The organism is Bhargavaea ullalensis (assembly GCF_042432615.1).
GTDB classification, from domain to species: domain Bacteria; phylum Bacillota; class Bacilli; order Bacillales_A; family Planococcaceae; genus Bhargavaea; species Bhargavaea ullalensis.
This window is the reverse complement of record NZ_JBHLWY010000011.1, coordinates 36,582-61,765: the sequence shown is the minus strand read 5'-3', so window position 1 is coordinate 61,765 and position 25,184 is coordinate 36,582. Positions and strand designations below refer to the sequence as shown.

Sequence of the window (25,184 nt, the reverse complement as noted above, 5' to 3'; positions counted from 1 at the left end):
AGTATGGAAACACAATCCCGCTACAGAAAATAATACCACATAGGTAGTGAGGGGGGTATTACCGGTGAGACATTTGTGAAAATTTTATAATAGTAGGACAAGCGGCTGCCGGATGGGACGTTAATGGGGATCTGTGTCCACCTTTTCCTGTGTTTCTCTATATCACTGGAAACGGGGAAGGAGAGGGTGCGACGTGAGGAAGGAGTTTGGTAAAGAGCCGGGGCTGGTGAATAGAGTCCTGTTTTTCTATAGTGACTGGATTGGCTCGCTGGATCTGTTTGCATATGACTACTTGATGGAGTTGATCCGGGAATTCGGAGCGGAGGGAGTGGACCGGAAATTGAGACAGGCGGTGTCGGACGGGAGAACGGGAGAGTCGGTGCTGGTGGAGATGGACCGGGCGTTATCGGCGGAGTGGGTGGAGGGGTGAGAGGGAAGCAAAAGGCTGGACGGGTAGCTAGTTTCCTATCCGGCTTTTTGGTTGCGGAGCAGTAATAGTGCTTTGTGACTGTGGTTTGGTCTTGGTTGAAATGATTGACCGGTAGCATGGTGACTAATTAACTAAGTAGTAGTAATATTGTAGAAAGGATTCCAACAAACCAAAGGGGGAATTGCGGATGGTGGTATGGGAGGAGCCGGAAATTAAGATTCAAACAGGGACTTGGGGTAAGGGGAGAAATGTTACGGTTATGTTTGATTCGACGGAAAGGCATCGATATCGTCTGAATGTGATTTGGGATGTCTTGAAGCCCTCATGCCTGTTCATCATGATAAATCCCAGTACTGCAGATGCTATGGAGCCAGACCCGACATTAAATCGGTGTGTCGGTTTTGCAGAGAGACACGGATTTGGCTCATTGGAAGTGGTGAACCTTTACTCTTACCGGACCAAAGATGTAAAAGAACTTTGGAATTCAGGAGAGCTTCATTGTCCGGAAAATGACCTCCGTGTCAAAGAAGCGATCCGGACGGCTGATCAGGTGATTGTTGCATGGGGGAATGAGGGAGCAAACAACGGGAAATACCGGTTGGCATTAGACTGGATCCGAGAAGCGGGAAAGACCCCTTACTGTTTCGGAAAAACTGCGAGTGGAATGCCGAAGCACCCGCTGTTCCTTCCACGGGATACGGAGCTTGAGGTGTGTGAATAAGAAAGCAGTTAAGAGCGGATGGAAAGGGGATCTGATTTGATGCCAAAGTTAAACAGTTTAATGAGAAATCCTGATCGGTTTCTTATGGACGAAGACACTGTAAACGTTGCCGTCGCTGAATACTTGATAAGTCGGAGATTTCAATGTGAGGCTCCGCTTGTCGGCAGACAGCACGGTGTGGACGTGAAGGCGAGAAAGGGGAGTCTGGAAGTTTTCGTCGAGTCTAAAGGCTCCCGGAAGAATGGAGCAGAAGCAGATATTGTATTCGACCACGCCCAAATTGTCACTCACCTGGCCAAGCAGATCCATACACTGATGAAGTACGCAACTGAGCATGGGCCCAGGCAAATATATGTACTGGCCAACCCCGACATCGACCGAATCCGAAACGAGTACGAAAAAGTTGCTCAAATGGTGGAGAAGTTGGGGTTTGTCTGCATGTGGGTTCAGGAAGACCGGTCGATTAAAGTGGAAGGACCGGAGGAAATGCGGGGAGTGTTGGAGAGTTGTGGGTTTTGGTGAAAGGGAAAAAAGCTTTTCATAAATAGAGATAATATGATTGCTATTTACGTTGTAATAGGAGAAAGAAAGCGAGGAAGTTAAAATGGATGAAATTGTTGAATTGCTCAGAGAGATGGTGGATAAGTTAGATCAAGTTGATTCAAGGCTGTTGGAAGTTACAATGGGAATTGATTCTCTTAACGAAGAAGTTTCATCTATCAAAGGGTACGGGCTTGATAACAGTATCTCCGATGTAGCTCAGGCACTGAATGACGTGAAAGAAAATATCGGAGAATTGTCTGGGGACGGTCTATACAATTCTCTCACAGATGTCTGCAATAAGCTTGATGATGTTGTTTTTCAGGTTAGTATACTGGATTAAGACGGCTTTATTCCAAGTGACTTTGTATCTAATCGCAATTAACGTCTCCTCTTGCCTTGATATGGGAATACAAGCATTGATTCGAGTAAATAGTACTGGCCAACCCGGACATTAACCTGATTGGCAACGAATACATAGAGGCAATAAAAACCGTGAATTGGATTGTCATAATTAGGTGGCAATCCTTTTTTGATGGCAGAACCAGAAACGACTTTTTGCGAAACGGAATAAACACTCCACCGACCTTCACATTCCCCCCCAATTCTCTTTATACTAAAGAAAAAGATCACCGGGGAGGGCATCAAATGAGTCGGCAGGATTTGATTGATTATATCGCTGCGGCGACGGCGTTTTATGGGGTTATTTCGATGGAGAAGATAGGTCAGCTGTTCGAGGAACATACAGGCATCGGCTTCAGCCGCGGAAATGTCCGGAAGTTTGCGGAGATGGAAGAGGCGGCTTTGATAGCGCGTTTTGCCGTGCCGAGCGGCAATTGGTTTGTGTATGAGTCGATCGATGATTCAGGCGAACTTGAGACTTATCTCGACCGGACTCACGGGAAACGGTATTACGTTCCCGAGAAGGACGAGATGCTGCGGTACGGAGATCAGTTTTATATTCCGATGACGGAGGAAGTGCAAGCGCTCCAGACGTTTCTTACTGACCAATTGGGCGCGGATGAGGAGTTGGCGGAGGATATTCTTCTTTCTGTTAAAGATGCGGCGAATGATCCGGAGCGGGGATTGTTTGAGAACTTGGTCCGCGGGCTGGATCTCGGCCGTTTTGAAGAGCATTCCGAAGAGGAGCTGGATCAGTACATCACGCTTGGAGCAGCCGTGTTCAATCGGAGCCGGAGCTGGCTGCACCGGGGCAAGACGCCGATCGAGGCGGGGGAGCCGCTGCAATTGCCCGATGCTCATCAGCCTGTCCCGATGAAAGTTCAAAGCGAGTGGATTCGCTATATCCGCGCACTGGTCCGGTTGTACGGAGCCGTGCCGGCAGCAAAAGTCGCGGAAATCTATAATGAGCAGAATCACGCGGAGGTCCGGCCGTCGGAGCTTCTTAACCTGACACTTGTGGCCCTGCCTGCAGCGTTGCTGATTGACAGCCGGATTGTCGTCCGGGAAGGGAAATTCATGGACGCCCTCCTGCGAAACGGAAACCGGCTGGCAGAGCTCGAAGCGGATGCATCGGGCAAGCCGTACTATGTCCCGGAGCGGCGTCAACTGCTTCGCTGGGCCGAAGAAAACTATTACGAACCGACCCCTCAGGCGGAAGCACTCCGGACCTATGCACGGCGGCATCTGTTCAAAAAAGCGTTCCAGGTTGATTATTGGATGAACTTTGCCCACCGGCTCATCCTGATCAACAAGCCGCCGGCACAGGCCTTCTCTTCGTTGCTGGAACACGGACAAATCGTCCCGAAAGACGAACAGGAAATCCACAGGCTGGCCGATCTGTTCTTCGCTCTGTATAACCATGGCCGCAGCTGGGCCAACCGGGGACATACTCCTCAGGAGATCAAGAAGGAGCGGCCTACCCATGTGCGTGCGGGTAGTCGGGTAAGTGACGCTGGTCCGTCCAATTCCGTCAAGACAGTGGAAAAAGTCGGCCGCAACGAGCCGTGTCCTTGTGGGAGCGGGAAGAAGTATAAGAAGTGTTGCGGGCGGTAGCGGAAGCTGAATGTCCGTTCAGAGGAGGTTGCACCGGGCGAGTGAGTAGCTTCGGATGGCGAGTGAGTACCAAATGAGTTCGGTGGGTATCTTTTCCGGCTCTTGCCGCCTCAGTTTGCTTTATTCCGGGAATACAACCACGTAGCTGAACCTACGAATATTGATCCAACCATCAAGGATTTTTCAAATTGAATGAGGAGGAGGGCGCCACTGCTCTTCTCCTTGCATGTGTGGTGCGAATAATTAAATCATAGAAAGGGTATCTTATCTGCATAACCCAAATGAGGTGAGCAGATGAAACAAGAAGAACTAGAAACGCTCAGAGACCTGATCAAAGACGTCGACACGGCGATGCTGACAACGGTGTCCGATGAGGGGCTCGTCTCCCGTCCGATGAAGACGCAGGAAGTGGAGTTTGACGGGGACTTGTGGTTTTTCACGAAGAAGGAGACGGACAAGTACCGGGAGATTCTCCATGAGAAAGACGTGAACGTCGCCTACGTCGGCAAGTCCTACGTCTCCGTCCGCGGCCGCGCCGAGATTGTCGATGATCTCGCCAAGAAAAAGGAACTCTGGAGTAAAGCGTACGAGAAAATCATGCAGACGACCTACGACGACCCCGACGTCATCCTGATCAAGATCGAGGCAGAGGCCGCCGAGTACTGGGAATCCGGCAGCCTGATCAAGAACATCGCGTTCATGTACAAGCGGATGAGAGGGAAGGATGCGGAGTCGGCGGAGATTAATGAGACGGTGGAATTGGATAAGGAATAGTGAGAGTGGATTGTCCGTTGAGGGCAGTCCTTTTTTTATGGAAGGAAGTGAGTTGGGGAGCAATCTGGTGCAGATACTTCCGTGCAATATCCTTTATTTAGGATTAAGCATCAAAAGTCTTCATGTTTTCTATCCGCACATAAATTTCACTCACAGTGAAAATTCCATTGACTTTGATTCTTAAGTGAAATACCATCTCAATTAGAACTGTTTAAATAATTCAGTTTAAATGGATCGAGGGGGCAAATGAATGAGAAGAAAAGCGTGGGGACTGCTTGTTGTTGCTGTCATGTTATTGCTGAGTGCGTGCCAGCCGTATCAGACGATTCCCGATGGGGAGAGCAAGGTCTATAAATGGAGGATGGTGACTCACCAAATTCCGGGGACTGCCCGCTATGAGGGGACTGTCGTGCCGTTTGTAAAGGCGGTGGAAGAGATCACGGGCGGTCGACTGGTGATCGAGCCATTTGGGGCAAACGTTCTTTTCCCGAACGATGAGACGTTTGACATGGTGAAAAACGGGGTTGTGGAATTGGCCGCGATTTACACGGGCTTTTGGACAGGAAAGGACCCGGTCTTCGCACTGGGCGGCGGAACGATCCCGGGAGATCCCATCACCGGTTTTGATGAACACTTCTACCGGTCGGATCAGCTAAAACCCATCATCGATAAAGCCTATGAGGAGCACGGCATCAAGAACCTGGGGGCTTTTGACTATGCTCCTGAAGAGATTTTGATGTCCAAAGTTCCGATCCGGTCACTGGAGGACTTCAAAGGGAAGAACATCCGGGCGGCGGGCGTTGCCAGTTTGTATTATGGGAAGTTGGGAGCTTCGGCTATTTCTCTTTCCGCACCGGAAATTTATACGGGTCTGCAATTGGGAACAGTGGATGCAGCTGAATACAACGACTATCTCGTCAACGGGGAAATGGGCCTGGATGAGGTGACCAAATATATCATCGAACCCGCGATGCACGTCGGCCCAAGTACGGATAAGGAATTGATCGTCAACCCGAAGGCGTGGGATGAACTCCCGGATGACCTGAAGGCCGCACTGTATGTAGCCCGTGATAAGGTACGCTACGAATCGGCTATTGCCTACGGCGTGGAAAGCCGAAAAGCGAAGAAAGAGTGGGAGGAAAACGGAAACATCGAGTTCATTCAACTTCCTGAGGAAGACGTGGATGAAATGCGGCGTCTGGGCGTTGAGTTGTTGAATGACTATAAAGATAAGAGTGAGCTGAGCAGGGAGTACGTAGAGGGCTACGCCAAAGTGTTGGCAGAGCTTGGATATACGGAAGAAGCAAAAATACTAGGCTATGAAGAGTAAGGCGGTGATTGGATGAACGTATTACTGAGAGGAATTGAAGCTCTTTCGTCAGCAGTGGGAAAACTCGCAGGACTATTGATGATCCCGCTGACTCTTGTCATCGTCTATACCGTCATCATGCGCCGTTTCCTTTCCAGCGCGCCGGACTGGGGGTTTGAAGTGCCGATTTTTATATTCGGCATCATGATTTTACTTTCAGGTGCCGATACATTAAGGGTCAAGGGACATATCGCGGTAGATATCATTCTGCAGTATGTATCTGAAAAAGCGGGGAAGCTTTTGATCACCTTCGGGCTTTTGGTTGTTTTGTTTGTAAGCGCATTCCTGGTGTTCAAAGGGGTTGATTCAGCGGTAGAGTCGACAAGGATCATGGAAAGATCGTCCCATCAAAGTTCATTCAATCCGCAGATCTGGTGGTTCAAATGGTTCATTCCGATTGGCGGCTTGCTGATCTGGTTGCAGGCATGGGTGGAAATCTACAAAGTCTGGCGCGGAGGTGACGCGAAATGATGTTCATCTTCGAATACGCGCCGATCGCGATGTTTGTCCTGCTGCTCCTTCTGTTGTTCCTTGGCGTGCCGATCGCATTTGCGCTTGCTTCTGTCGGGATCGTCTTTGCTTTGATGATGTGGGGAATCGACAGTACTGCTTTATTAACGAGCGCCACATGGGGGATCATGAATAACTTCACGCTCATTGCGATCCCCCTGTTCATCCTCATGTCGGTCCTTCTTGAGAAAACGAATATCATTTCCGACCTGTTCGATGCGGTATATAAGTGGTCAGGGGGGCTGCGCGGCGGGCTGGCCATCACTGCGATTGTCGTCGGTGCAATCATTGGCGCAATCTCGGGGGTCGTGGCAGCCGGCGTGATCGGCCTCGGACTGATCGCACTTCCGCAGATGATGAGATACAAATACAACGAGACGCTGAGCCTCGGTTCGATCATGGCGGGAGGAACACTCGGCCAGCTGATTCCGCCGAGCCTGAATATGGTCGTCTACGGGGCGATCACGGGTGTCTCGGTATCAAGCCTGTTCGCAGGAGGGCTCAGCTCAGGAATCCTGCTGATCCTTCTGTTCGTGGCCTATATCCTTTTCCAGGCTTACCGGAAAGATGACATGGCGCCTGCTCTGGCAAAGGATGACCGGGCAACGACTGAGGAGAAGTTTAATTCATTGAAATCCGTCTTCCTGCCGATGCTCCTTATCGTGCTCGTACTGGGCTCGATCTTCACCGGTGTCGCGACGCCAACAGAAGGGGCGGCCGTCGGTGTGCTGGGCACCGTCATCATCGGTGTGGCTTCCAAGCGGCTGAACTGGGTGAAGATGAGAGAATCCATCTATGAGTCAATGAAGATGACGGGCATGGTCGGATGGATCTTGATCGGTGCCGCGGCTTTCAGTGCAGTTTTCTCAGGAGTCGGCGGCAATCAGTTTGTTTCTGAAATGGCAGCCAGCGCACCGGGTGGCAAATGGGGCGTACTCTTCTTTGCCCTCGCGTTCATCATCCTTCTCGGGATGTTCTTGGAGACAATGGCCTTGATCATGCTCGCAGCACCGATCATTACGCCGGTGGTCGTCGATGCAGGGTTCGATCCTCTGTGGTGGGCAATCATCTTCATGGTCGTCTTGCAGATGGCGTTCCTGACGCCGCCGTTCGGTTTTGCGATCTTCTATCTGAAGAGTGCCGTCGGAGAGCGCGTCAGCATCGGGAAGATTTACCGGGCCACGGTGCCGTTCATTATCATTCAATTGATCGCGGCGATCTTGCTGATCGTATTCCCACAGCTGGCAACTTGGCTGCCTGAACTGTTAAGAGACTAAAATTAATGGAGGTTATGAAAATGGTAGATTTTAAAGGCGTTTACCCTGTACTTGTAACACCGATGCATGAGGACGGAACTGTGAACTGGGAAGGCTTTGCAAACAATATTGAGTATTATATCGGAGAAGGCGTGGATGGACTTGCCATCAACGGAAGCACCGGAGAATTTGTCAGCCTGACGAAGGAAGAGCGTTACAAAGCAGTGGAAGTGGCGGTCAAGCAGGTGAACGGACGTCTGCCGTTGATCGTCGGAACCGCAGCCGAAACAACAGCCGACGCCATTGAATACACCCGGCAGGCAGAAGAAGCAGGCGCGGACGGGGCGTTGCTGATCAACTCTTACTATGCTCATCCGAAGGAAGAAGAAATCTATGAGCATTTCAAAGCGGTCGCAGAGGCAGTCTCTTTCCCGGTCATGATTTATAACAATCCATTCACAAGCGGAGTCGATATCTCGGTTGGAACGATTCTCCGTGTGGGAAGGGACGTCAGCAACATCACCCATATCAAAGAATCCAGCGGGGAAATCCGGAATGTCCGGGATATCTCCAGACAGGGCGCAGGATCCATCAAGACATTCTGCGGAGCGGATGACATGGTGCTGGAATCATTCCTCGTAGGAGCAGTAGGCTGGATCTCGGTCGCCGGAAATATCTCCCCGCGGACAGCGAAAGCCGTATACGACGCCTTCGAAGCAGGAGATCTTGCGAAAGCGTGGGATGTATACGACCGCCTACTGCCGCTCTGCAATTTCCTCGAAGGATCCGGCAAATACGTCCAGGTGGCCAAGCGGGCAATGGAACTGAAAGGACTGGCAGGCGGACCCCCGCGCAGGCCGCGACTCGGACTTACAAAGGAAGAGGAAGAAACGTTGAAGAAGCATATGAGAGAACTGGGTGAGTTGAAAGAGAATAGATGAATGATGTCCCGGAGTGCGAGTGCTCCGGGAATTTTTGTTGAGAGTGGAAGAGTTATGTGTATAGTGGAGATACAGATGATGAAACACGAACGGGAGTGGATGCTAAATGACTGATTCAATCGGAGGAGAGTTCAGACGGATCCGGAAAGAGAAGAAAATGACCTTGAAAGAACTGAGCGAGCGCAGCGGCCTGTCCATGAGCTTCCTGTCCCAAGTGGAGCGGGGCATCAGCACCGTGACATTCACATCGGTCAGGAAGATTGCCGAAGCCCTCGGGGTAAGCGTGAACTTCTTTTTCGAACCCGAAGAAGAATCCCCGATCAAAAGAAAATCTCTAAAGAAAAGAGCGGATCAACCGAACTTTACATACACAAGCCTCACAGGAGATCTGGATCAACCGCAATTCACACCTGCCAGGATCGAACTGAAAGCAGGCGAATCCCAAACAGCCCCCTACTCCCACCGCGGACAGGAATTCGTCTACGTCTTGGAGGGAGAACTGAAAGTGATGCTCGAAGGACATGAAGAGACGCTATATCCCCATGAATCCCTGCATATTGACTCCTCCAAGGAACACACCTGGTACAACGAAACAGACAAGCCGGTCATCCTGCTTGTGGTGAGTACGAATGAGGGGAGGGAGGGGTGAGGTTGAGGCTTGGAATGCAATTGTGCGCCTTTAGATTTGAATAATTAAAATAGTGTGATATGATATTGGGAACATGCGTTCTCGATGGAGGAATTAATTAATGATTCCAAGGAGGGTCTATGGATAATAGGATGCCAAGGGTTTTTATCGGTTCTTCAAGAGAAGCGCAGGACTACGTGGATGCCATACACCGCCAGCTGAGATATATTGCAGAGGTTACTCCGTGGACTGCTGGAGTTTTTGGAGCGAGCCGTTACACTTTGGATGATTTAGATGAGCAATTAAACAGCAATGACTTTGCAGTTTTTGTTTTCGCCCCGGATGATTTAGTGATCTCTAGGGGAGAGGGGACGTATCGGACCCGTGACAATACCGTGTTTGAAATGGGAATGTTTTGGGGTAAATTAAAAAGGGAAAGAGTGTTCTTTTTAGTTCCGAATAAGTTGTCCCGAAATGACAGAGATATGGCGGGCTTCGCGTTACCTTCTGACTTTAACGGACTCGGATCGCTTGAATATGAAGTCAGGGACGACCAAAATTATATAGCTGCAGTTAATTGGGCATGTACTGAGATTAAACAGCGAATCCAAGAGTTAAAGCATTATCCTGATCCCGTCGTCTTATTGGAGGAAATGGATAAAGATTTAACGACGATGAAAAAGATTCGGCGTTTTTATATCCGGTTTACCAAGCTGTTGATCCGAGGAGAGACCCGCCTGCATGATTGTTTATTCGAAGCTATCCGTGACTCTCATACCTGTCCGGCTGATTACGATGTGATTGGGGTAGGCATTTGGACGGCAACAGATGAAGGAATCCGCTACCTTTCCGGAGACGTGGGTATTGATCGGTTTTACCCTTTTTCTATAAATGAAGACAGGGATGAAAAGGATAAAATTCTTGTAGTGGACAGTTATTTAACCTCGAAGGAACGAGTGGTTGAGTTGGAAAGCTCCATTATTAGCGCATACTTGGTGTGTTATCCAATCAATACTCATATGATTTCTGTCCATATGGAAGGCAGGGCAAAATTATCCCTTGAAGAATTAAGAAATATGCTTGACTCCAACAGCGAGTTAATCAGAAGCGTTGAGGACATTTTAGGAGAGATGCCTAATGAATAAGAAAATGACAGTTAACAGGTCGACCAGAAAGGCAGTATATACTCCAGTGAAGAATAGAGTTATTGCTTATGCGGTTAATGGAGAAGAACAGGTCGGGCGAGTCGTTATTGAACGGGCCGCTAATTACTCCAAGCCTGAATTTCTGGAAGACGAAAACTTCTGGAAGAAGAAGATCCAAAGATTAAAGATGGTATCTGCGAAGTAACGGAGTTTGGCTAGAACTTCCTACCACGGGAAGCAAAATCGGAGTTTTCACTATCATGCCGTTGTCCGGTGTGGTAAAGCTGTTCCTTCCTTTCACTCCACCATCCCCCAAAACCGTTCCGCTGCCCTCGTGACGGGGGCGTTTTTTAATTTCACGAGAATGGGTTCGACGTGGTATTCGATTTTGGGGAGTTCGTAGATTTTCAGGTTGTTGAAGAACATGGATTTGTAGTGCATGCCCGGGATGATGGAGACGCCGAGGCCGCGGTTGACGAGGGCGACGGCGAGCGGGACGTCTTTGCATTCGGCGACGATGTCGGGTTGCAGGCCGAGCGTTTCGAACGCGCGGAGGACGGCGGTGGAGAAGGAGTAGCCTTCCATGGCGCTGAGCAGAATGAACGGGAGCCGCGCGATTTCTTCGAATGACGGTTTGTCGGACAGTTTGTCGGACCAGGATTCGGGGGCGAGCAGGACAGCTGGCTGGGTTTTCAGCTTTTTTGTTTCAACTTCTTCCAGTTTGGCGGGGCTTAGGATCAGCGTGAGATCGAGATCCCGCTGACGCAGTTTGGCAAGCAGTCCTTCCGAGTCCCCTGTGGTGATTTCCAGGTGGGTTTTCGGGAATTCATCGCGGAAAGAGGCGATGAATTCGACCAGCAGGTTATAGCAGGCGGAAGAAACACCGATTCGCACGGTCCCCGCGATGCCGGATTCGATTTCCCCGATGCGGCGTTTGATGTCGTCCATCCCGCTCAGCAGCTGCTCGGCGTATTCATAGAGCAGCCGGCCGGACTCCGTCACTTCCCATTTCTGGCGGTAGCGATGAATCAGCACCGTGCCCAGCTCCAATTCGAGCTTCTTCAATAGCTGGCTCAGCGGCGGCTGTGCGATATGGAGCGCTTCCGCCGCTTTGGAGATGTTCCCATGCTTTACGATTTCCCGATAATATTGTAGTTGGCGGATATCCATTTGATCAGCTCCATCATATGTTGTTGGATATAATATTACTACTAAATAGATATTATTAGTATAACGAGGATTGTGTTAGCATAGAAAGCATAGTCTTAGAACAGCGAGGGATGTAATGAATCATATTCATGTAACAATCAAACGGCTTTCCTTGTACGTGGTCGGCCTGTTTTTCCTGTCACTTGGCGTCAGCTTCTCGATTCTGGCCAACTTCGGCGTCTCGCCGGTGTCTTCGCTCGCCTATGCATTCTCACTGACAACGGGCCTGTCGGTCGGCATGATGACCATCGTCGCCAATCTGTTGTTTATTATCCTGCAAATTATGATCAGCAAACGGTTTAACCCACGCGAAGCAATTGTTCAATTGATGATTGCCTTTTTATTTGGCTTCTTTATGGACCTCACTCTCTATCTTCTGCAACTCCTCCCCGTCTCTGAAACCCCGGCGGTCCGCGTGCTGTTCCTGATCGTCAGCCTCTTTGTCGTGGCCGTCGGACTGCTCGATTATACGAGCGTGAAGCTCCCGCTCATGCCATACGATGAACTGACCGCCGTCATCGCGACACGGTTTAAATGGGCATTCAGCAAAGCCAAAATCACGAGCGACCTCCTGAACGTCGTCCTCGCCGGGCTCGTCTGCCTGACTTTTATTCGGACACTCGGATCAATCGGGATCGGAACAGTGGTCGCCGCCGTCTTCATCGGCAAAATCCTCGGATGGCTGATCATCCACTTTCGGGAACCGATGCTGGGCTGGGTGTACCGCGGCCATGAAGATCTCCAGGTGACAACCATTGCTGCCCAAGCGGAACAAGCAGTACTCGAAGAAAAGGAAAAAGCCGAACGCGAACGACTGGAAGCGTTGAAGCATTCTGCATCTGGGCAGGTAAAGGATGAGGACTGGTCAGTCTGAATAGGTGTAGAAGGGACACTCTTTGTGTGGTCAATGGGATCATGCGGAGGGTGTTTTTTGTTGTGTCCTATTTTGTAAACTCCATCAATCGAGGAAATCCGCTCACTCCTCGGGCGTCACCTCAGCCTGCGCCAATACGAAGATGTTGGTTAAAGTGATACGGACTGGTTGTCTTAACAGTTGTACTCCCGCCCACAAGAAGGTTAGAGCCAATGCGTTTCCCTGGCAAGTATTGATATACTCCTTGATAAATGTTGGCACCGGATGTTAAGGGCTTTATATTGTTAGCATGCGTTTTAAGAAAGAGTTAGAAGGAACATTTGTTCTTATCTGGGGCGGATGATATACTAATAGGTAATGAGCATTGAGCAGAGAAGAAAACTTTAATGAATACTTTTTATGAACCACCATAACCTGTTAGGGAAGAAGAAATGGAAAAAGATCACGATCAATACACCAAGTCAGAAGAGATTGTGGATCATTTATTTCTTCTGGATTTTCTTTGTATCCAGGCTGGAGTGAAGGCGGAACTTGTTGTCTTAGGTGGTTCAGGTATTTTATTGCAGCTTGAATTAAACAATCACACGGATTTTCGTCCTACACAAGATATTGATGTAAACGTGACATCTGCCACTAATTTTGATGCCATTTATGAACAACTAAAAAAGGCAAACATCCATCCGGTCGGTGGTGTTATGGAGGTCCCTCCTCTTGAAGACTTTCAGGAGGAAGATTCCAGACAAGAGTTGGATGTGCCGTTCTCCAATATTCGCGTATTTGTACCCTCCATTGAACTTTTAGCGTGTTGTAAAATCTTTTCTAAACGCGAAAAAGATCTTGAAGATCTCGAGAGCAGTTCCTTGTTAGAGATGTGTAATCAAGAGTTGCTTGGTGATATGATCGCCGAGTATGAAGAGAATTTGCTGAACAAACATGATCCAAATCTAAATTTACACCAGTTAGAACGTATTTTAGACGAAAAGGGTATAGTATAAGAAGAAGTGCGTAAAAATAACTTGGAAGGAGGCGACTTGGTCATGCAGCGGACAATGAGTTATTCAGATTTCCTGAAGGAATTGGATAAAGAAAAGAATTATTTAAGCGGGAAAGGAACTGCTTATCGCCAGCAAACTGTAGTCATGGCAAAGGAATTGGCAAACCAACAAAATGAGATAGACCGTTTTTTAAATCGTGATGAACTGTACAGGAATGTCAAATCTGCTTTTCCATATGCAGATAAAGAACGTGTTCAGGATGTAACAAAGATGCTGAGTGTAGCAGCCGGGAATATCCGCTTGCGGGCTGCTATTTCAGACGAAGCCGCCGAATATATCCAGTTAAAGAAAATAAACAGAAGGCAAAAGCCTTTAGCGTTAATTAAGAACTCCAATAACCGATAAGAAACGCGCTTCTCAATTGAGATGCGCGTTTCTTCATATAAAATATTTTTTTTAAATCTGCTTCACAAACTCCCCGCCCTTGATCACTGTCCGGATATTCCCTTGATCCGCCAACAAATACACATCCTCCAGCGGATTCCCGTCCACGATCACGACGTCTGCAAATTTCCCTTTTTCGAGCGTACCCACCTTATCATCCCAGCCCATGCACTCGGCGGCGACTTTGGTGGAGGCGACGATGGCGTCCATCGGGGTCATGCCGTCGTCGACCATGAGGCCGAGTTCGCGGAGGTTGGTGCCGTGTTTGAAGACGCCGGCGTCGGTGCCCATGGCGATTTTCACGCCGGCTTTGTAGGCACGGGCGAAGCTTTCTTTGTGGGCTTCGATGACTTCTTTCGACTTCTCGACGGCGGACTTCGGCATGCCGACTTCTTCTGCCGTTTCCAGGACGGCGACCGGAGCGAGGAGTGTCGGGACGAGGTACGTGCCGTGTTCCTTCATTAATTCAATCGCTTCCTCGTCAATGTAAATCCCGTGTTCGATCGAGTGGACGCCGGCACGGACGGCGTTTTTGATGCCTTCCGCTCCTTGTGCGTGGGCCATGACTTTGACGCCTTTGCGGAATCGGGCTTCTTCGACGATGGCCGAGAGTTCCTCGAACGAGTACTGAGTGAATTCGGGATGGTCGGTCGGGCTGAGGACGCCTCCGGTCGCGTGGACTTTGATCACTTCGGCGCCTGCGCGCAGCATTTCGCGCGTCTTTTTCCGGACTTCGTCCACGCCGTCCGCGATTCCGGTCGGCATGCCGCGGTAGCCGGACGGGGAGATGTCGAGCACATCTCCGTTGATCTGCATGCCGTCGCCGTGTCCGCCCGTGATCGTGAGGGCATTGATGCTGAGCTGGATGCGCGGGCCTTGGATCAAACCGTCTTCGATGGCGCGCTTGACGCCGAGGTCGGTGCCGAGTGCATCGCGGACGGAGGTGACGCCTGCATCAAGCGTCGCTTTCATGTAGTTCATCGCTTGATAGTACATGTAGCTGAACGGGGTGGTGAGCCGCTTTTCCATCGGGGTATATTCGAACATCATATGGACGTGCGTGTCGATGAAGCCGGGGAGGACCGTCTTGCCGGCAGCGTCGATGACCTCCTCGTCACCGGCTTTCGTGTAGCCCGAAGCGTCCCCGACATACGCAATTTTGTCGCCGTCCGTGACGACGATTCCCCGGACCGGCTCGCTGCCTGTTCCGTTGATGATCAGTCCGTTTTCAATGATGGTCTTTGTCATGATGAATTCCTCCAATGATAAATGGTTTTACAAGAATGAAACGAGAATGCCGGCGATGACGACCGATGCGATGGTCACCGTCGTGAATCCGCCGATCAGCATCGGCGTCAGCAGTTCGTTGAAGATCTGTTTTTCTTCTTCTTTGTTGCGGGCGGTGCTCCGGGCGACTTCTTCGCACAACAGGTAATCCGCCGGGAAGCCGAAGAGGGCGGTCAGGGCAACCGGCATTCCTTTGAATGGATCCCATTTCACCAGCTTGGAACCGACATATCCGCCGAGCGCGATGCCGGCCGTCCCGAGTATGATGATCATGGCCACTGCCGGCAGCTGCTGAAGCACTTCCTGAGGCGAAACGCCGGCCATTGAACCGATGACGACGAAAATGATGCCGAGCATCGTGATCGTAAACGAGTTGGCTTTGACGAGAGATTCATGCTCAAGGAACCCGATTTTGGCGCCGAGAATCCCGAACAGCAGGCACCAGAGGCTGTAGTGGATCGGGGTGACCGAACCGAGCACGACCCCGACAGCGCCGACAAGGAAGACGAGGAACAGCCGGATGGTCATGCTGGAGCGGACCGGACCGAGTTCTTTTTCCTTTCCCTCCCCCTCCGAAGAGGCGGCGTTCATCGGCTTGAATGTTCCGCTGTCGATTTGCCCGATCAGCCGTTTGGAGTAAGAGCGCATGAAGTTCAGGGCAAGCGGCATGCCGATGAGTCCCTGGAAAGCCACGATCAGTGCGGGGATGAGCGCGACCGTCCCGAGATTGAGTTCTGTCAGCTTCTCGGTCGTGATGATCATGGCGACGATGCCCCCGCTCAAAGGTCCGATGCCCGCCACGGCCGTGGCGAAGTCGAAGAGGAACGGGATGACCGCGAATATGAGCACGGAGGCCCCGGCGATCCCCATCAGAGAAATTACGACCGCGCGGTATTGCACCTGCAATACTTTAAGCGGGATGAGCGTGCCCATGTGGACAATCGCAGGTCCGATCAAGATCGCTCCGAGCGCGGCGAACTGTGAGCTTTCCAGCAGGTCGGACGGGAAGATGCCGGTCCAGGAGAGGATCATGAAACTGACCATCGCCGTGAGCAGCATCGGGATCCGCGCCCGCGACACGATCGACAGCCACTCCCCGAACGCAATCAAGGCGAAGATCAATACGGTGGCAACCAAAGGAGAGTGAATGATGTCTGACATGAGAAGTCCTTCTTTCTTTTTGGCGGTTTGTTCTGAAAAATCCAAGCAACTCATAACTCAATGGTCTGATTTTACTTACCGCAACAGAAGAAGTCAATGGAATTTTCAGAGATATATCGGATAAGATATTTTGTAAGCGCATTCTTTTTGAGTGGTTTTTTTGGCGCTCCATCGCTTGTATGAAGAGCGTGTTTTTGGTAAAAAATACAAATGAAAAGCGGATTGAGAAAACAAATTGGCCGTATTGCATCGAAGGTGTTTATTGGCGTTTAAGAGGAGAGGGTGAGGGGAATATTGGAAATATCGATATCGGACGGAGGAAATGCGATGTATGAACAATCCGCAGAACAAATGATGTTCCAATATGAACTGTCGCGCCTGGCCATGGATCACGAAAACTGCGAAGACCACGAAATTCGTCTGCAAATCGCCGATGACATGGAGCTGCTGGAAAGCGCGCTCTGTGCTCTTCAATGACTGCCCCGGGGTGGTCTTTTTTAATGGGAAGATTATTAGGGAGGATGAGTGAGACACAATGCGGTGCGAGTGAGACGCAAACCGATTTCCATATAGAAAAGGGCCGGGGGAAACGAATGGTTTCCCCCGGTCCTTCCTTTTCTATTATTACGCGTGCTTGGCGAGGAAGTCCGCCATGAGTTCGTTCGTTCCGCTGGTGTCGTCGGCGAAGAGGTTGTGGCTGCTGTGTTCCATGATCTGCAGTTCGCTGCCGGGGATGAGCCGGTGCATTTCTTCGCTTTCGGTGTAGTGGGTGATCCAATCATGACGGCCGGCAATGATCAGTGTCAGAACCTTTAAGGATTTCAGCTCTTCGCGCACATCAAAGCGAAGCAGGAAATCGCCAAAGCCTTTGTTGAGCGCTTCATAATTGCGTTTGACTGCGGGACGATTTGCCGGAGTTTCCTGGAGGCTTTCCGTTTTTGCGGTTTTGGTGGAGTACATGGGAGCCATCACCCGGTAGTATTCCTGGAGTTGTTCCTGGGATTCGAATTTGCCTTCCCATAGCACATCGGCCACGGCCATCTGTTCGGCATTGCCATGTTCTTTAACATGCTGTTTCGCCTTTTCCAAGAAGTTGTGGGAAGGGGATGTGGCGGCCAGGATGAGGCCCGCCGTGTGTTCCTGATGTCGGATTGCATAGCTCATTGCCACCATGCCGCCGTAAGAGTGGCCGAGAATCCAGATTCGCTCGACACCGAGATGTTGCCGCAGCGCCTCTACGTCTTCGACATTTTGATCAAGTGTGTATTTCTCCGGATCATCCGGGTCTGAATAGCCGCAGCCGCGCTGGTCAACGTAAACCAACTGGGCGGTTTTTGTAAGTTCGTCAAGGTACGGCTTGAAATTTAGATGGCATCCGCCCGGCCCGCCGTGAAGTATAAAGATGACCGGTTTGTGCCTGACTTCGCCGCCTTCCACTGAGACTCCCGCTCCGTCCACATCGTAATAAATTCTAGTGCCGTTAATTGCTGCATACATCGCAATCTCCTCGATTCATTGGGATAGTAAAAGCTCTGAAAGCACAGTTTGACCGCCCGGCACGGCCTTTTCCGCAGCGGCCACAGTCACACTAATAAACATACTATCATGGATAAACAAGCAATCAATAGAATAAATAATTATATTCAAATAATATAAAAGATTCTGTTGTATTGGCTTGATTCATGTACTATAATGGTGAGAAATCTTGAGAAGCATTTGATTCCAAAGAGAAAATATGAAGCATCCGCTTCAAGAAGATCGCTTGCTCCATAAGTCTTAATGGGCGGCCAAAGCCCAATTGGAACGGACGACTGCTCATGTGTTACCGCTTGAATAATATGATGGGGGGGTCAGCGAAGTGCAGACTGGGTTACTTTCATTGGACAAGGCTGAACGGCATATCACAGCTTTGATGGAGAAGCACTCCATTCCCGGCTATGCGATCGGAGTGAATAAAAACGGCGAACGTCTTTATGAAAAAGGGTTCGGGTTTCGTGAGATGGAAAAGCAACAACCGGTCACGATGGATACGGTATTCGGAATCGCATCGATCACCAAATCATTCACATGCGTTGCCATCATGCATCTTCAGGAAGCTGGTTTGTTGAACGTTAATGACGCGGTCACCAAATACTTGTCCGAGTTTAAAACGAAGGATCCGGAAAAGACCGCCAAGATGACCATCCGGCAGTTCATGAGCCACACATCCTCTCTTCCGCCGCTGCCTTCGCACCTCAATCATGACCGGCCGGTAAATAATTTCACGGACTACATGGAATTCATCGGGGACTTGAACATGGAGCTTCTGGGCGAGCCGGGGGAGACATTCAGTTATTCCAACCACGCCTATTCACTGCTCGGCTGTGTGATTGAGCGTGTAAGCGGTCAGTCATACGAAGCTTACATCAAGGAGCATATTCTCCTTCCGGCGGGGATGCATCGCACGGTGATCGAGTTGGCTGACCTGGAAGGGGACCCGGACATCACGGTCCTGTATGAAGCGAAGAAAGTCCGAGGGGAAGTGGTTGTTTATCCGCTGGACGGCTGGCAGGACCACGAACCGCTGGAGTTTGCCTCCGGATACTTAAAGTCAACGGTCCGTGACATGCTCCGGTATGCGGAGATTTTCCGGACAGGCGGGTGTGTTGGAGAAAACCGGATTTTGTCCGCAGACAGTGTCCGTCAAATGACGACTCCATGCATTGAAGTCGAACCCGGGAAGTCGTACGGCTATGGTTTGTTTTTGACCGAAGATCCTGACGGCTCTCGGGTGGTGGAGCACAGCGGAAGCATGGATGGCATCGCCTCACTGATGAGGATCATACCGGAGCAGGGTCTGACCGGCATTGCGATGACGAACTTATCGGCTGTTCCTTCCGGTGCCATGCTCAGAAGCACGATGAATGCCATTCGGGACATCGATCTCCATGCAACACGGTATCCGTCAGAATCGATTCAATTGCCCCAAGAAGCATTGCAAGAGTATGCGGGCACTTATCGGTCCAAAGAGGGGGTCACGGTGGAAATCGGCACGTACGGCGGGCAATTAACCTTGTTCACAGACTCTGAGTACCATCCCGTCCGCTGCATAGAAGAAGATCTGTTCATCACCAACATCAGGGATGATGAAGAAATCATGCAGTTTCTCCGTGACGGGTCCGGAGCAGTCATCCGGCTCGCCTATCACTCCCGGCAGCTGATGAAACAAACCGGCAACGATGAGCAATAGATTCAACCAAATTTATTCATACAGGGGGAAAGCAATGTGAAAAGGATCGTAGCAGGAATCATGTTGACTTCGGCAATGATGCTTGCGGCCTGCAACCCGGGGGCCGACGCGGGCGAGAAGAAAAATGCGGGTTCAAACAGCGATGAGTTGGTGATCGCGCATGTCAGGGAGCCGGACACGGTCGATATTCATAACACGACCTGGACAGACGATGCAAACACACACTTGTATGGCACTTTGTTCAGGTTTGATGATGAAGGAAATGTGATCGACGGGCTGGTCGAGGATTATAAAGTTTCCGATGACTCAAAGTCCGTCACTTTTACACTGAAAGAGGGCTTGAAGTTCCATAATGGAAACCCGATCACTGCAGAAGCCGTTGTCAGCAACCTGCAACGCTATCTCGATGTTTCCCACGGAACTCATCTCGGACCGATTGAATCGATGGAAGCCCTCGATGACCGGACGTTCGTCATCAACTGGGAAACGCCATTCGCTCCATTCTTCAGCAACACGACCACGTCAAATGCGGGCGGAGTACTCGATACGTCCGTTCTGGATGCAGACAACGCTGGGTTTGAGAAGAACCCTGTGGCGTCCGGCCCGCTGAAGCATGTGGAGACAAAGCGCGGCGAATCGATTACGTATGAGCCGTTTGAAGATTACTACTGGGGAGAGGCGGGCGCTCCTGAGTTCAAGAAAGTCACGTTCCGTTTTGTCCCTGACGATGAAACAAGGATGCTTGAATTCAAAAAAGGATCGGTTAACGTATTGACCGATGTCCCGCCACAAAGCATCAAAGAACTCGAAGCCGACAAGGACGTGACGGTCCAAAAAGTTCTGGATGCCGGCAATACGTACATCGGCTTCAACATGAAACGTCCAAAGTTTGAGGACATCCGGGTAAGGCAGGCACTTGCATTGGCAATCGACCGCACCCCGATCGTTGAACAAGCGCTGCAAGGCGCTGCTCAGCCGATTTACGGCCCGCTGCCTCCAACGATTTTCGGATACAGCCAAGAAGTCGAAGATAAAGCCAAGGATATGTATTCATACGATAAAGAGAAAGCAAAACAACTGCTGGCAGATGCAGGCTGGGATGAAACGAACGGAAAAGGCATTGTGATGAAAGACGGCGAGCCGCTCACAATCGAACTTTGGAGCACAGACGAGCCGGCGATGCAGCGAATCGGCCAGATCGTCCAGAACCAGCTGGCTGAAATTGGCGTGGATCTGAAGCTTGTTGTAAAGGAAGACTCTGCGATCCGTGCCCAACTGCCGGAAGGTGCGCACGAAATGGTGATCTGGCAATACGGCTGGTACGATGCGGATATTCTACAGGCTTTGTTCGGCAAAGATCAGTCCACACGCATGCACTGGGAGCCGGAAGACCTGAACTCCATGCTCGTTGATGCGAGCGCTGAAATGGATATGGATCAGCGGCTGAAGGACTATGAAGAAATCGGTGACTACCTTGTTGAAAACAGCCCTTGGATTCCGCTGTTTGTCCGCGAAAAGGTGACTGCATTCCGTGGTGTTGAAGGGCTGCATAAGCACCCGATTTCGGACATGCTCATCTGGGACGGCGCCAAGTTCGGTAATTAAGCAACCTGTATCCAATGCAGTGAAGGAAATCGGAAAAGTGGATGACGCTTTTCCGATTCTTTTTTTAAAGCTTCCATATCTCCAACATAAGAAAGGAGTCAATCAGTATGTCTTCTTACCTTTTAAAGAGAGTGTCCTCCATGGCGCTCACCCTTTTTGGTGTCTCCATCATTGTCTTTTTGATGGTTCACTTGATTCCGGGTGACCCTGTTACATACATCTTGGGGGATTTCGCGACAGAAGATGCAGTGAATAAGCTGGAAGCACAATTGGGCTTGGACCAGCCGCTTCTCATGCAGTACTTCTCTTATATTCTCGGCGCACTCCAAGGCGATCTCGGTACTTCTTACATCACCGGTTATACGGTGTGGGAAGAGATATTGAACCGGATTCCCGTAACGGCACAGCTCGCCCTGTACAGCGTCATCTTGGGAACCGTTTTCGGTGTTTTACTGGGCGTATTGGCTGCAGTCAAGCAAAACACGATTTTTGACCGCCTGGCGATGATGATTGCGCTGGTCGGCATTTCGGCTCCGGGATTCTGGATTGCCCTGTTCCTGATCTTGATTTTCTCTTTCCAATTCGGTTGGTTCCCGATTTCGGGATATGACGGCATCTACTCGCTGATCTTGCCTTCGGTTACGCTTGCCCTCGGTTCAGCCGGCAATATCGCCAGGATGACCCGTTCCAGCATGCTGGAGGTGATCAGGCAGGATTACATTCGGACCGCTCATGCAAAAGGGGCAAATATGTATCGTTTGATCTTCAAGCACAGTCTTCAAAACGCCATGATTCCGGTGGTTACACTGATCGGACTGCAGTTTGGGTATCTGCTTGCAGGGGCAGTGGTGACCGAAACGGTTTTCGCCCTGCCCGGCATCGGCAATTTGATCATTGACTCGATTTCGACCCGTGACATTCCAACCGTCCAGGGACTGATCCTGTTCATCGCTTTAACGTTCATCGTTGTGAATCTGCTCGTTGATGTGGTTTATACGATGCTCGATCCGCGGATCAAGTATGAATAAAAGGAGGGGATCAAAGTGACGACGCCACAAATCGAACACCCGAAAGAATTGTTGATGATAGAGGAGGATCCAAAGTCAAAACCCTATTTTATAAACGTCTTGATCCGGTTGTCAAAAAACAAGAGTGCACTCCTTGGAGCGGCTATTTTGCTTCTGTTCACCATTGCCTCTGTGTTTGCCCCGCTCCTTGCCACTCATCCGATCAATGAGATGAATTACGGAGAAAGTTTGGCCGGGCCAAGCTCGAGCCACTTCCTTGGAACAGACGAGTTTGGCAGGGACTTGTTCTCCAGAATCTTATACGGCGGCCGTGTTTCCCTACTGATGGGGCTTGTCGTCGTATCCATCGCCGGCACGGTGGGGGTTCTGCTCGGTGTGATTGCAGGCTACTTCAGGAAGATTGACATCTTCATCATGCAATGTGTGGATGTTCTGCTTGCGCTGCCGTCGCTGCTTTTGGCCATTGTCATCGTCGCCATCCTAGGCGTCGGATTGACGAACGCCATGATTGCGGTCGCCATCGCGGTCATTCCTTCGTTCGTCCGGGTTGTCCGGGGGTCGGTGCTCTCTGTGAGGGAAAGTGAATACGTGGAGGCGGCGCGTGCACTGGGTGTGAAGAATCATAAGATCATTTTTAAACATATTTTGCCTAATATCGCGTCTCCAATCATCATTCTGGCCACGCTCGAATTCGGAAGCGCTATCTTGGCAGCCGCTTCACTCAGTTTCCTCGGGTTGGGTGCGCAGCCGCCAAACCCCGAGTGGGGCGCTCTTGTATATGTCGGCAAGTCATTCTTGAGCCAAGCCTGGTGGATGACGGTGTTCCCGGGGCTTTGCATCATGCTGGTTGTATTGGGATTCAACTTGCTGGGTGACGGCCTGCGGGATGCGTTGGATCCGCGTCTGAAACTGTAATGAAGGCAGTTTGAAAGAGGAGGTTGAGCGATGGAAAGCGTGAAAGAACGCAACAGCTTTGAAGTTCGGACAGAACTGGTGAAAGTAGAGAATTTGAACATTCATTTCAAGAAAAATAAAAAAGAAACCATGGCGGCCGTCAGAGATGTGAACTTCCATATCCTCGCAGGGGAAACACTTGCCGTAGTGGGGGAATCCGGATGCGGTAAAAGTGTGACCGCCCTCTCCATCATGAAACTGATTTCGCCGAACGACGGATTCGTGGAAGGTCAAATCCGTCTGGGCGATACTGATCTCAATAAGCTGACTGAAAAGCAGATGCGGGATGTGCGCGGCAATGAGATCTCAATGATTTTCCAGGAACCGATGACTTCGCTGAACCCGGTCCATAAAATCGGTGACCAGATCAGCGAGGTATTGAAGATTCACCATGCGACGCCGAAGAAGCGGCTGAAACAAGAATCAATCGACATGCTGAAAAAAGTCGGAATCCCTCGTGCAGACAAGATTGTGGATGAATACCCTCACCAGCTTTCAGGCGGGATGAGACAAAGGGTCATGATCGCGATGGCGATGGCTTGCCGGCCGAGGCTGCTCATTGCAGATGAACCGACCACTGCGCTTGATGTGACGATTCAGGCACAGATCCTGGACCTGATGAACGACCTGAAAGAAACGATGAACACTTCCATCTTAATGATCACGCATGATCTCGGTGTCGTGGCAGAAGTCGCGGACCGGGTGGTGGTCATGTATTACGGGCAGATTGTGGAAGAGGCCGATGTCATGACGTTGTTCAAAAGTCCGAAGCATCCCTACACCGTCGGACTGCTGAATTCAATTCCGAATATCCACGCGGAGGAAGATGAACGCCTTGAGCCGATCAATGGCAATGTCCCGAATGTCGGAGCAGTGAAACAGGGTTGCCCGTTCCGGTTCAGATGCAATTTTGCAATGGCCAAATGCGGGGAGGAAAACCCGCCTATCTTCAAACATGGCGAACAAGGAGTCCGGTGCTGGCTTTATGAGGAAGGGGGAGCAATCGGATGAATGAGGAGCAAAATGTCTTATTGGAAGTAACGGATTTAAAGACGCATTTTCCGGTTGGGAAATCGATCTTTGGAAAAGCAAAAGGAGCCGTAAAAGCGGTGGATGGAATTTCGTTTGTATTGCGCGAAGGAGAGACGTTGGGCGTTGTAGGAGAGAGCGGATGCGGAAAATCTACTACCGGCCGCAGTATCCTTCAGCTGATCAAGCCGACAAGCGGTTCTGTCAAGTTCAAGGGACAGGAAGTGACAAATTTAAAAGGGGATGAAATGCGGAAATTGCGCAGTGAAATGCAGATTGTATTTCAAGATCCGTATGCCTCCCTTAATCCGAGGATGACGATCAGCGCAATTTTACACGAAGCTCTCGAAACGCACCAGATCGGCAAGACAAAAAAAGAACGGGAGCAGCGGATCCAGGAACTGCTGGAAGTGGTCGGGCTCAATAAAAGCCATGCCTCCCGTTATCCTCATGAGTTCAGCGGAGGCCAAAGGCAGCGTATCGGGATTGCCCGGGCGATCGCCGTTAATCCGAAGCTGATCATTGCGGACGAGCCTGTTTCGGCCCTGGACGTTTCCGTACAGGCCCAGGTCGTCAATTTGTTCGAGGACCTACAAAAATCCCTTGGGCTGACTTACATTTTCATCGCCCACGATTTAAGCGTCGTCAAGCATGTCAGTGACCGGATTGCAGTGATGTATCTCGGACGCATGGTGGAGGTTTCAAACAAGAAGGACTTGTTTGCAAACCCGCTTCATCCCTACACGCAAGCCTTGATGTCCGCGGTTCCGGTCCCCGATCCGAGCATTAAAAAAGAACGGATCATATTGGAAGGCGATGTGCCGAGCCCGGCCAATCCACCGGCAGGATGTCCGTTTAATCCGAGATGCAAGTTTGCCATGGATGCCTGCCGATCCGTGAAGCCAAGACAGATTGAAGCCGAGGCGGGCCACTTTGTAAGTTGTCATTTATACGATCCTGAAATCATGAAGAGCGAGCAGAAACGGGATATGCCGGTTCCTGTATAAAAAGCAGACATTTCTGAAGGAGAGACTCAAAC

27 protein-coding genes are annotated in these 25,184 nt (G+C 50.4%); 23 read left to right on the top strand and 4 right to left on the bottom strand.

Features of this window, described 5'->3' with window-relative positions; translation table 11 throughout:
• The first annotated feature begins 193 nt into the window (after window positions 1-193).
• From ACFFIY_RS03165 to ACFFIY_RS03105, 13 genes are all read left to right on the top strand, one after another.
• Window positions 194-430, top strand: a complete 237-nt coding sequence (locus tag ACFFIY_RS03165; RefSeq protein WP_354197843.1) for a hypothetical protein — start codon at window positions 194-196, stop codon at window positions 428-430.
• Between the two features lie 187 nt (window positions 431-617).
• Window positions 618-1,151, top strand: coding sequence for a DUF1643 domain-containing protein (locus ACFFIY_RS03160; RefSeq protein ID WP_354197845.1), 534 nt, complete (start codon window positions 618-620; stop codon window positions 1,149-1,151).
• A 60-nt stretch (window positions 1,152-1,211) separates the two neighbouring features.
• On the top strand, window positions 1,212-1,673 hold the full coding sequence (locus tag ACFFIY_RS03155) for a hypothetical protein (RefSeq protein WP_376837175.1): 462 nt from the start codon (window positions 1,212-1,214) through the stop codon (window positions 1,671-1,673).
• Window positions 1,674-1,755: 82 nt separating this feature from the next.
• A complete protein-coding gene (locus ACFFIY_RS03150) occupies window positions 1,756-2,034 on the top strand; it encodes a hypothetical protein (protein WP_040226866.1) in 279 nt (92 codons plus the stop codon).
• Between the two features lie 305 nt (window positions 2,035-2,339).
• The gene (locus ACFFIY_RS03145; protein WP_354197849.1) at window positions 2,340-3,707 is read left to right on the top strand and encodes an SEC-C metal-binding domain-containing protein; all 1,368 of its coding nucleotides are present in this window, start codon (window positions 2,340-2,342) and stop codon (window positions 3,705-3,707) included.
• A 294-nt stretch (window positions 3,708-4,001) separates the two neighbouring features.
• Window positions 4,002-4,481, top strand: a complete 480-nt coding sequence (locus ACFFIY_RS03140; RefSeq protein WP_354197851.1) for a pyridoxamine 5'-phosphate oxidase family protein — start codon at window positions 4,002-4,004, stop codon at window positions 4,479-4,481.
• A gap of 250 nt (window positions 4,482-4,731) precedes the next feature.
• Window positions 4,732-5,811: a TRAP transporter substrate-binding protein DctP gene (gene dctP, locus ACFFIY_RS03135; protein WP_052455725.1), complete on the top strand. Its 1,080-nt coding sequence runs from the start codon at window positions 4,732-4,734 to the stop codon at window positions 5,809-5,811.
• 12 nt (window positions 5,812-5,823) lie between these two features.
• Window positions 5,824-6,321 (top strand): TRAP transporter small permease subunit, encoded by a 498-nt coding sequence (locus tag ACFFIY_RS03130; protein WP_052455727.1) that lies wholly within the window; start codon window positions 5,824-5,826, stop codon window positions 6,319-6,321.
• Window positions 6,318-7,637 (top strand): TRAP transporter large permease, encoded by a 1,320-nt coding sequence (locus tag ACFFIY_RS03125; RefSeq protein WP_052455728.1) that lies wholly within the window; start codon window positions 6,318-6,320, stop codon window positions 7,635-7,637. Before ACFFIY_RS03130 ends, ACFFIY_RS03125 begins: the two co-directional genes overlap by 4 nt.
• 20 nt (window positions 7,638-7,657) lie before the next feature.
• Window positions 7,658-8,557: a 4-hydroxy-tetrahydrodipicolinate synthase gene (gene dapA, locus ACFFIY_RS03120; protein ID WP_354197854.1), complete on the top strand. Its 900-nt coding sequence runs from the start codon at window positions 7,658-7,660 to the stop codon at window positions 8,555-8,557.
• Window positions 8,558-8,663: 106 nt separating this feature from the next.
• Window positions 8,664-9,206, top strand: coding sequence for a helix-turn-helix domain-containing protein (locus tag ACFFIY_RS03115; RefSeq protein WP_354197856.1), 543 nt, complete (start codon window positions 8,664-8,666; stop codon window positions 9,204-9,206).
• A 119-nt stretch (window positions 9,207-9,325) separates the two neighbouring features.
• On the top strand, window positions 9,326-10,330 hold the full coding sequence (locus ACFFIY_RS03110) for a TIR domain-containing protein (protein WP_354197858.1): 1,005 nt from the start codon (window positions 9,326-9,328) through the stop codon (window positions 10,328-10,330).
• Window positions 10,323-10,535 carry a hypothetical protein gene (locus ACFFIY_RS03105; protein WP_354197860.1) on the top strand — a complete coding sequence of 71 codons (213 nt, stop codon included), beginning with the start codon at window positions 10,323-10,325 and terminating at the stop codon, window positions 10,533-10,535. Before ACFFIY_RS03110 ends, ACFFIY_RS03105 begins: the two co-directional genes overlap by 8 nt.
• Window positions 10,536-10,627: 92 nt before the next feature.
• Here ACFFIY_RS03105 and ACFFIY_RS03100 read toward each other — a convergent pair whose 3' ends face one another.
• Window positions 10,628-11,500, bottom strand: coding sequence for a LysR family transcriptional regulator (locus ACFFIY_RS03100; RefSeq protein WP_354197862.1), 873 nt, complete (start codon window positions 11,498-11,500; stop codon window positions 10,628-10,630).
• 115 nt (window positions 11,501-11,615) lie between these two features.
• On the opposite strand from ACFFIY_RS03100, the gene ACFFIY_RS03095 reads away from it, so the two are divergent.
• The 3 genes from ACFFIY_RS03095 (at window position 11,616) to ACFFIY_RS03085 (ending at window position 13,813) form a co-directional block, all read left to right on the top strand.
• Complete coding sequence (locus ACFFIY_RS03095; protein WP_354197864.1) at window positions 11,616-12,413, top strand: YczE/YyaS/YitT family protein; 798 nt, start codon at window positions 11,616-11,618, stop codon at window positions 12,411-12,413.
• Window positions 12,414-12,844: 431 nt separating this feature from the next.
• A complete protein-coding gene (locus ACFFIY_RS03090; RefSeq protein WP_354197866.1) occupies window positions 12,845-13,408 on the top strand; it encodes a DUF6036 family nucleotidyltransferase in 564 nt (187 codons plus the stop codon).
• 42 nt (window positions 13,409-13,450) lie between these two features.
• The gene (locus ACFFIY_RS03085; protein WP_354197867.1) at window positions 13,451-13,813 is read left to right on the top strand and encodes a hypothetical protein; all 363 of its coding nucleotides are present in this window, start codon (window positions 13,451-13,453) and stop codon (window positions 13,811-13,813) included.
• 51 nt (window positions 13,814-13,864) lie between these two features.
• On the opposite strand, the gene ACFFIY_RS03080 is transcribed toward ACFFIY_RS03085, so the two are convergent.
• Both ACFFIY_RS03080 and ACFFIY_RS03075 read right to left on the bottom strand, forming a co-directional pair.
• On the bottom strand, window positions 13,865-15,100 hold the full coding sequence (locus ACFFIY_RS03080; protein WP_354197868.1) for a metal-dependent hydrolase family protein: 1,236 nt from the start codon (window positions 15,098-15,100) through the stop codon (window positions 13,865-13,867).
• 27 nt (window positions 15,101-15,127) lie between these two features.
• Complete coding sequence (locus tag ACFFIY_RS03075) at window positions 15,128-16,300, bottom strand: hypothetical protein (RefSeq protein ID WP_354197870.1); 1,173 nt, start codon at window positions 16,298-16,300, stop codon at window positions 15,128-15,130.
• Window positions 16,301-16,627: 327 nt separating this feature from the next.
• Between ACFFIY_RS03075 and ACFFIY_RS03070 the strand changes: the two genes are divergently transcribed.
• Window positions 16,628-16,777: a hypothetical protein gene (locus tag ACFFIY_RS03070; RefSeq protein ID WP_354197872.1), complete on the top strand. Its 150-nt coding sequence runs from the start codon at window positions 16,628-16,630 to the stop codon at window positions 16,775-16,777.
• Window positions 16,778-16,924: 147 nt separating this feature from the next.
• Here ACFFIY_RS03070 and ACFFIY_RS03065 read toward each other — a convergent pair whose 3' ends face one another.
• Entirely contained in the window at window positions 16,925-17,797 is an 873-nt protein-coding gene (locus tag ACFFIY_RS03065; protein ID WP_354197874.1) for an alpha/beta fold hydrolase, read from the bottom strand.
• A gap of 361 nt (window positions 17,798-18,158) precedes the next feature.
• Between ACFFIY_RS03065 and ACFFIY_RS03060 the strand changes: the two genes are divergently transcribed.
• From ACFFIY_RS03060 to ACFFIY_RS03035, 6 genes are all read left to right on the top strand, one after another.
• Window positions 18,159-19,529: a serine hydrolase gene (locus tag ACFFIY_RS03060; RefSeq protein ID WP_354197876.1), complete on the top strand. Its 1,371-nt coding sequence runs from the start codon at window positions 18,159-18,161 to the stop codon at window positions 19,527-19,529.
• A 60-nt stretch (window positions 19,530-19,589) separates the two neighbouring features.
• The gene (locus ACFFIY_RS03055) at window positions 19,590-21,134 is read left to right on the top strand and encodes an ABC transporter substrate-binding protein (protein WP_354197878.1); all 1,545 of its coding nucleotides are present in this window, start codon (window positions 19,590-19,592) and stop codon (window positions 21,132-21,134) included.
• Between the two features lie 107 nt (window positions 21,135-21,241).
• Window positions 21,242-22,162: an ABC transporter permease gene (locus ACFFIY_RS03050; RefSeq protein WP_354197880.1), complete on the top strand. Its 921-nt coding sequence runs from the start codon at window positions 21,242-21,244 to the stop codon at window positions 22,160-22,162.
• A 54-nt stretch (window positions 22,163-22,216) separates the two neighbouring features.
• Window positions 22,217-23,077, top strand: a complete 861-nt coding sequence (locus ACFFIY_RS03045; protein ID WP_354197946.1) for an ABC transporter permease — start codon at window positions 22,217-22,219, stop codon at window positions 23,075-23,077.
• A 30-nt stretch (window positions 23,078-23,107) separates the two neighbouring features.
• Window positions 23,108-24,127, top strand: a complete 1,020-nt coding sequence (locus tag ACFFIY_RS03040) for an ABC transporter ATP-binding protein (protein ID WP_354197882.1) — start codon at window positions 23,108-23,110, stop codon at window positions 24,125-24,127.
• The gene (locus tag ACFFIY_RS03035) at window positions 24,124-25,152 is read left to right on the top strand and encodes an ABC transporter ATP-binding protein (protein WP_354197884.1); all 1,029 of its coding nucleotides are present in this window, start codon (window positions 24,124-24,126) and stop codon (window positions 25,150-25,152) included. Before ACFFIY_RS03040 ends, ACFFIY_RS03035 begins: the two co-directional genes overlap by 4 nt.
• Window positions 25,153-25,184: the final 32 nt, after the last annotated feature.

Coding starts and splice junctions, on each gene's coding strand:
- ACFFIY_RS03110 (WP_354197858.1), top strand. CDS start 9,326: ATGGATAATAGGATGCCAAGGGTTTTTATCGGTTCTTCAAGAGAAGCG.
- dctP (WP_052455725.1), top strand. CDS start 4,732: ATGAGAAGAAAAGCGTGGGGACTGCTTGTTGTTGCTGTCATGTTATTG.
- ACFFIY_RS03085 (WP_354197867.1), top strand. CDS start 13,451: ATGCAGCGGACAATGAGTTATTCAGATTTCCTGAAGGAATTGGATAAA.
- ACFFIY_RS03105 (WP_354197860.1), top strand. CDS start 10,323: ATGAATAAGAAAATGACAGTTAACAGGTCGACCAGAAAGGCAGTATAT.
- ACFFIY_RS03035 (WP_354197884.1), top strand. CDS start 24,124: ATGAATGAGGAGCAAAATGTCTTATTGGAAGTAACGGATTTAAAGACG.
- ACFFIY_RS03100 (WP_354197862.1), bottom strand. CDS start 11,500: ATGGATATCCGCCAACTACAATATTATCGGGAAATCGTAAAGCATGGG.
- ACFFIY_RS03115 (WP_354197856.1), top strand. CDS start 8,664: ATGACTGATTCAATCGGAGGAGAGTTCAGACGGATCCGGAAAGAGAAG.
- ACFFIY_RS03160 (WP_354197845.1), top strand. CDS start 618: ATGGTGGTATGGGAGGAGCCGGAAATTAAGATTCAAACAGGGACTTGG.
- ACFFIY_RS03075 (WP_354197870.1), bottom strand. CDS start 16,300: ATGTCAGACATCATTCACTCTCCTTTGGTTGCCACCGTATTGATCTTC.
- ACFFIY_RS03090 (WP_354197866.1), top strand. CDS start 12,845: ATGGAAAAAGATCACGATCAATACACCAAGTCAGAAGAGATTGTGGAT.
- ACFFIY_RS03145 (WP_354197849.1), top strand. CDS start 2,340: ATGAGTCGGCAGGATTTGATTGATTATATCGCTGCGGCGACGGCGTTT.
- ACFFIY_RS03125 (WP_052455728.1), top strand. CDS start 6,318: ATGATGTTCATCTTCGAATACGCGCCGATCGCGATGTTTGTCCTGCTG.
- ACFFIY_RS03080 (WP_354197868.1), bottom strand. CDS start 15,100: ATGACAAAGACCATCATTGAAAACGGACTGATCATCAACGGAACAGGC.
- ACFFIY_RS03155 (WP_376837175.1), top strand. CDS start 1,212: ATGAGAAATCCTGATCGGTTTCTTATGGACGAAGACACTGTAAACGTT.
- ACFFIY_RS03150 (WP_040226866.1), top strand. CDS start 1,756: ATGGATGAAATTGTTGAATTGCTCAGAGAGATGGTGGATAAGTTAGAT.
- ACFFIY_RS03040 (WP_354197882.1), top strand. CDS start 23,108: ATGGAAAGCGTGAAAGAACGCAACAGCTTTGAAGTTCGGACAGAACTG.
- ACFFIY_RS03095 (WP_354197864.1), top strand. CDS start 11,616: ATGAATCATATTCATGTAACAATCAAACGGCTTTCCTTGTACGTGGTC.
- ACFFIY_RS03050 (WP_354197880.1), top strand. CDS start 21,242: ATGTCTTCTTACCTTTTAAAGAGAGTGTCCTCCATGGCGCTCACCCTT.
- ACFFIY_RS03065 (WP_354197874.1), bottom strand. CDS start 17,797: ATGTATGCAGCAATTAACGGCACTAGAATTTATTACGATGTGGACGGA.
- ACFFIY_RS03045 (WP_354197946.1), top strand. CDS start 22,217: ATGATAGAGGAGGATCCAAAGTCAAAACCCTATTTTATAAACGTCTTG.
- ACFFIY_RS03055 (WP_354197878.1), top strand. CDS start 19,590: ATGTTGACTTCGGCAATGATGCTTGCGGCCTGCAACCCGGGGGCCGAC.
- ACFFIY_RS03130 (WP_052455727.1), top strand. CDS start 5,824: ATGAACGTATTACTGAGAGGAATTGAAGCTCTTTCGTCAGCAGTGGGA.
- ACFFIY_RS03070 (WP_354197872.1), top strand. CDS start 16,628: ATGTATGAACAATCCGCAGAACAAATGATGTTCCAATATGAACTGTCG.
- dapA (WP_354197854.1), top strand. CDS start 7,658: ATGGTAGATTTTAAAGGCGTTTACCCTGTACTTGTAACACCGATGCAT.
- ACFFIY_RS03140 (WP_354197851.1), top strand. CDS start 4,002: ATGAAACAAGAAGAACTAGAAACGCTCAGAGACCTGATCAAAGACGTC.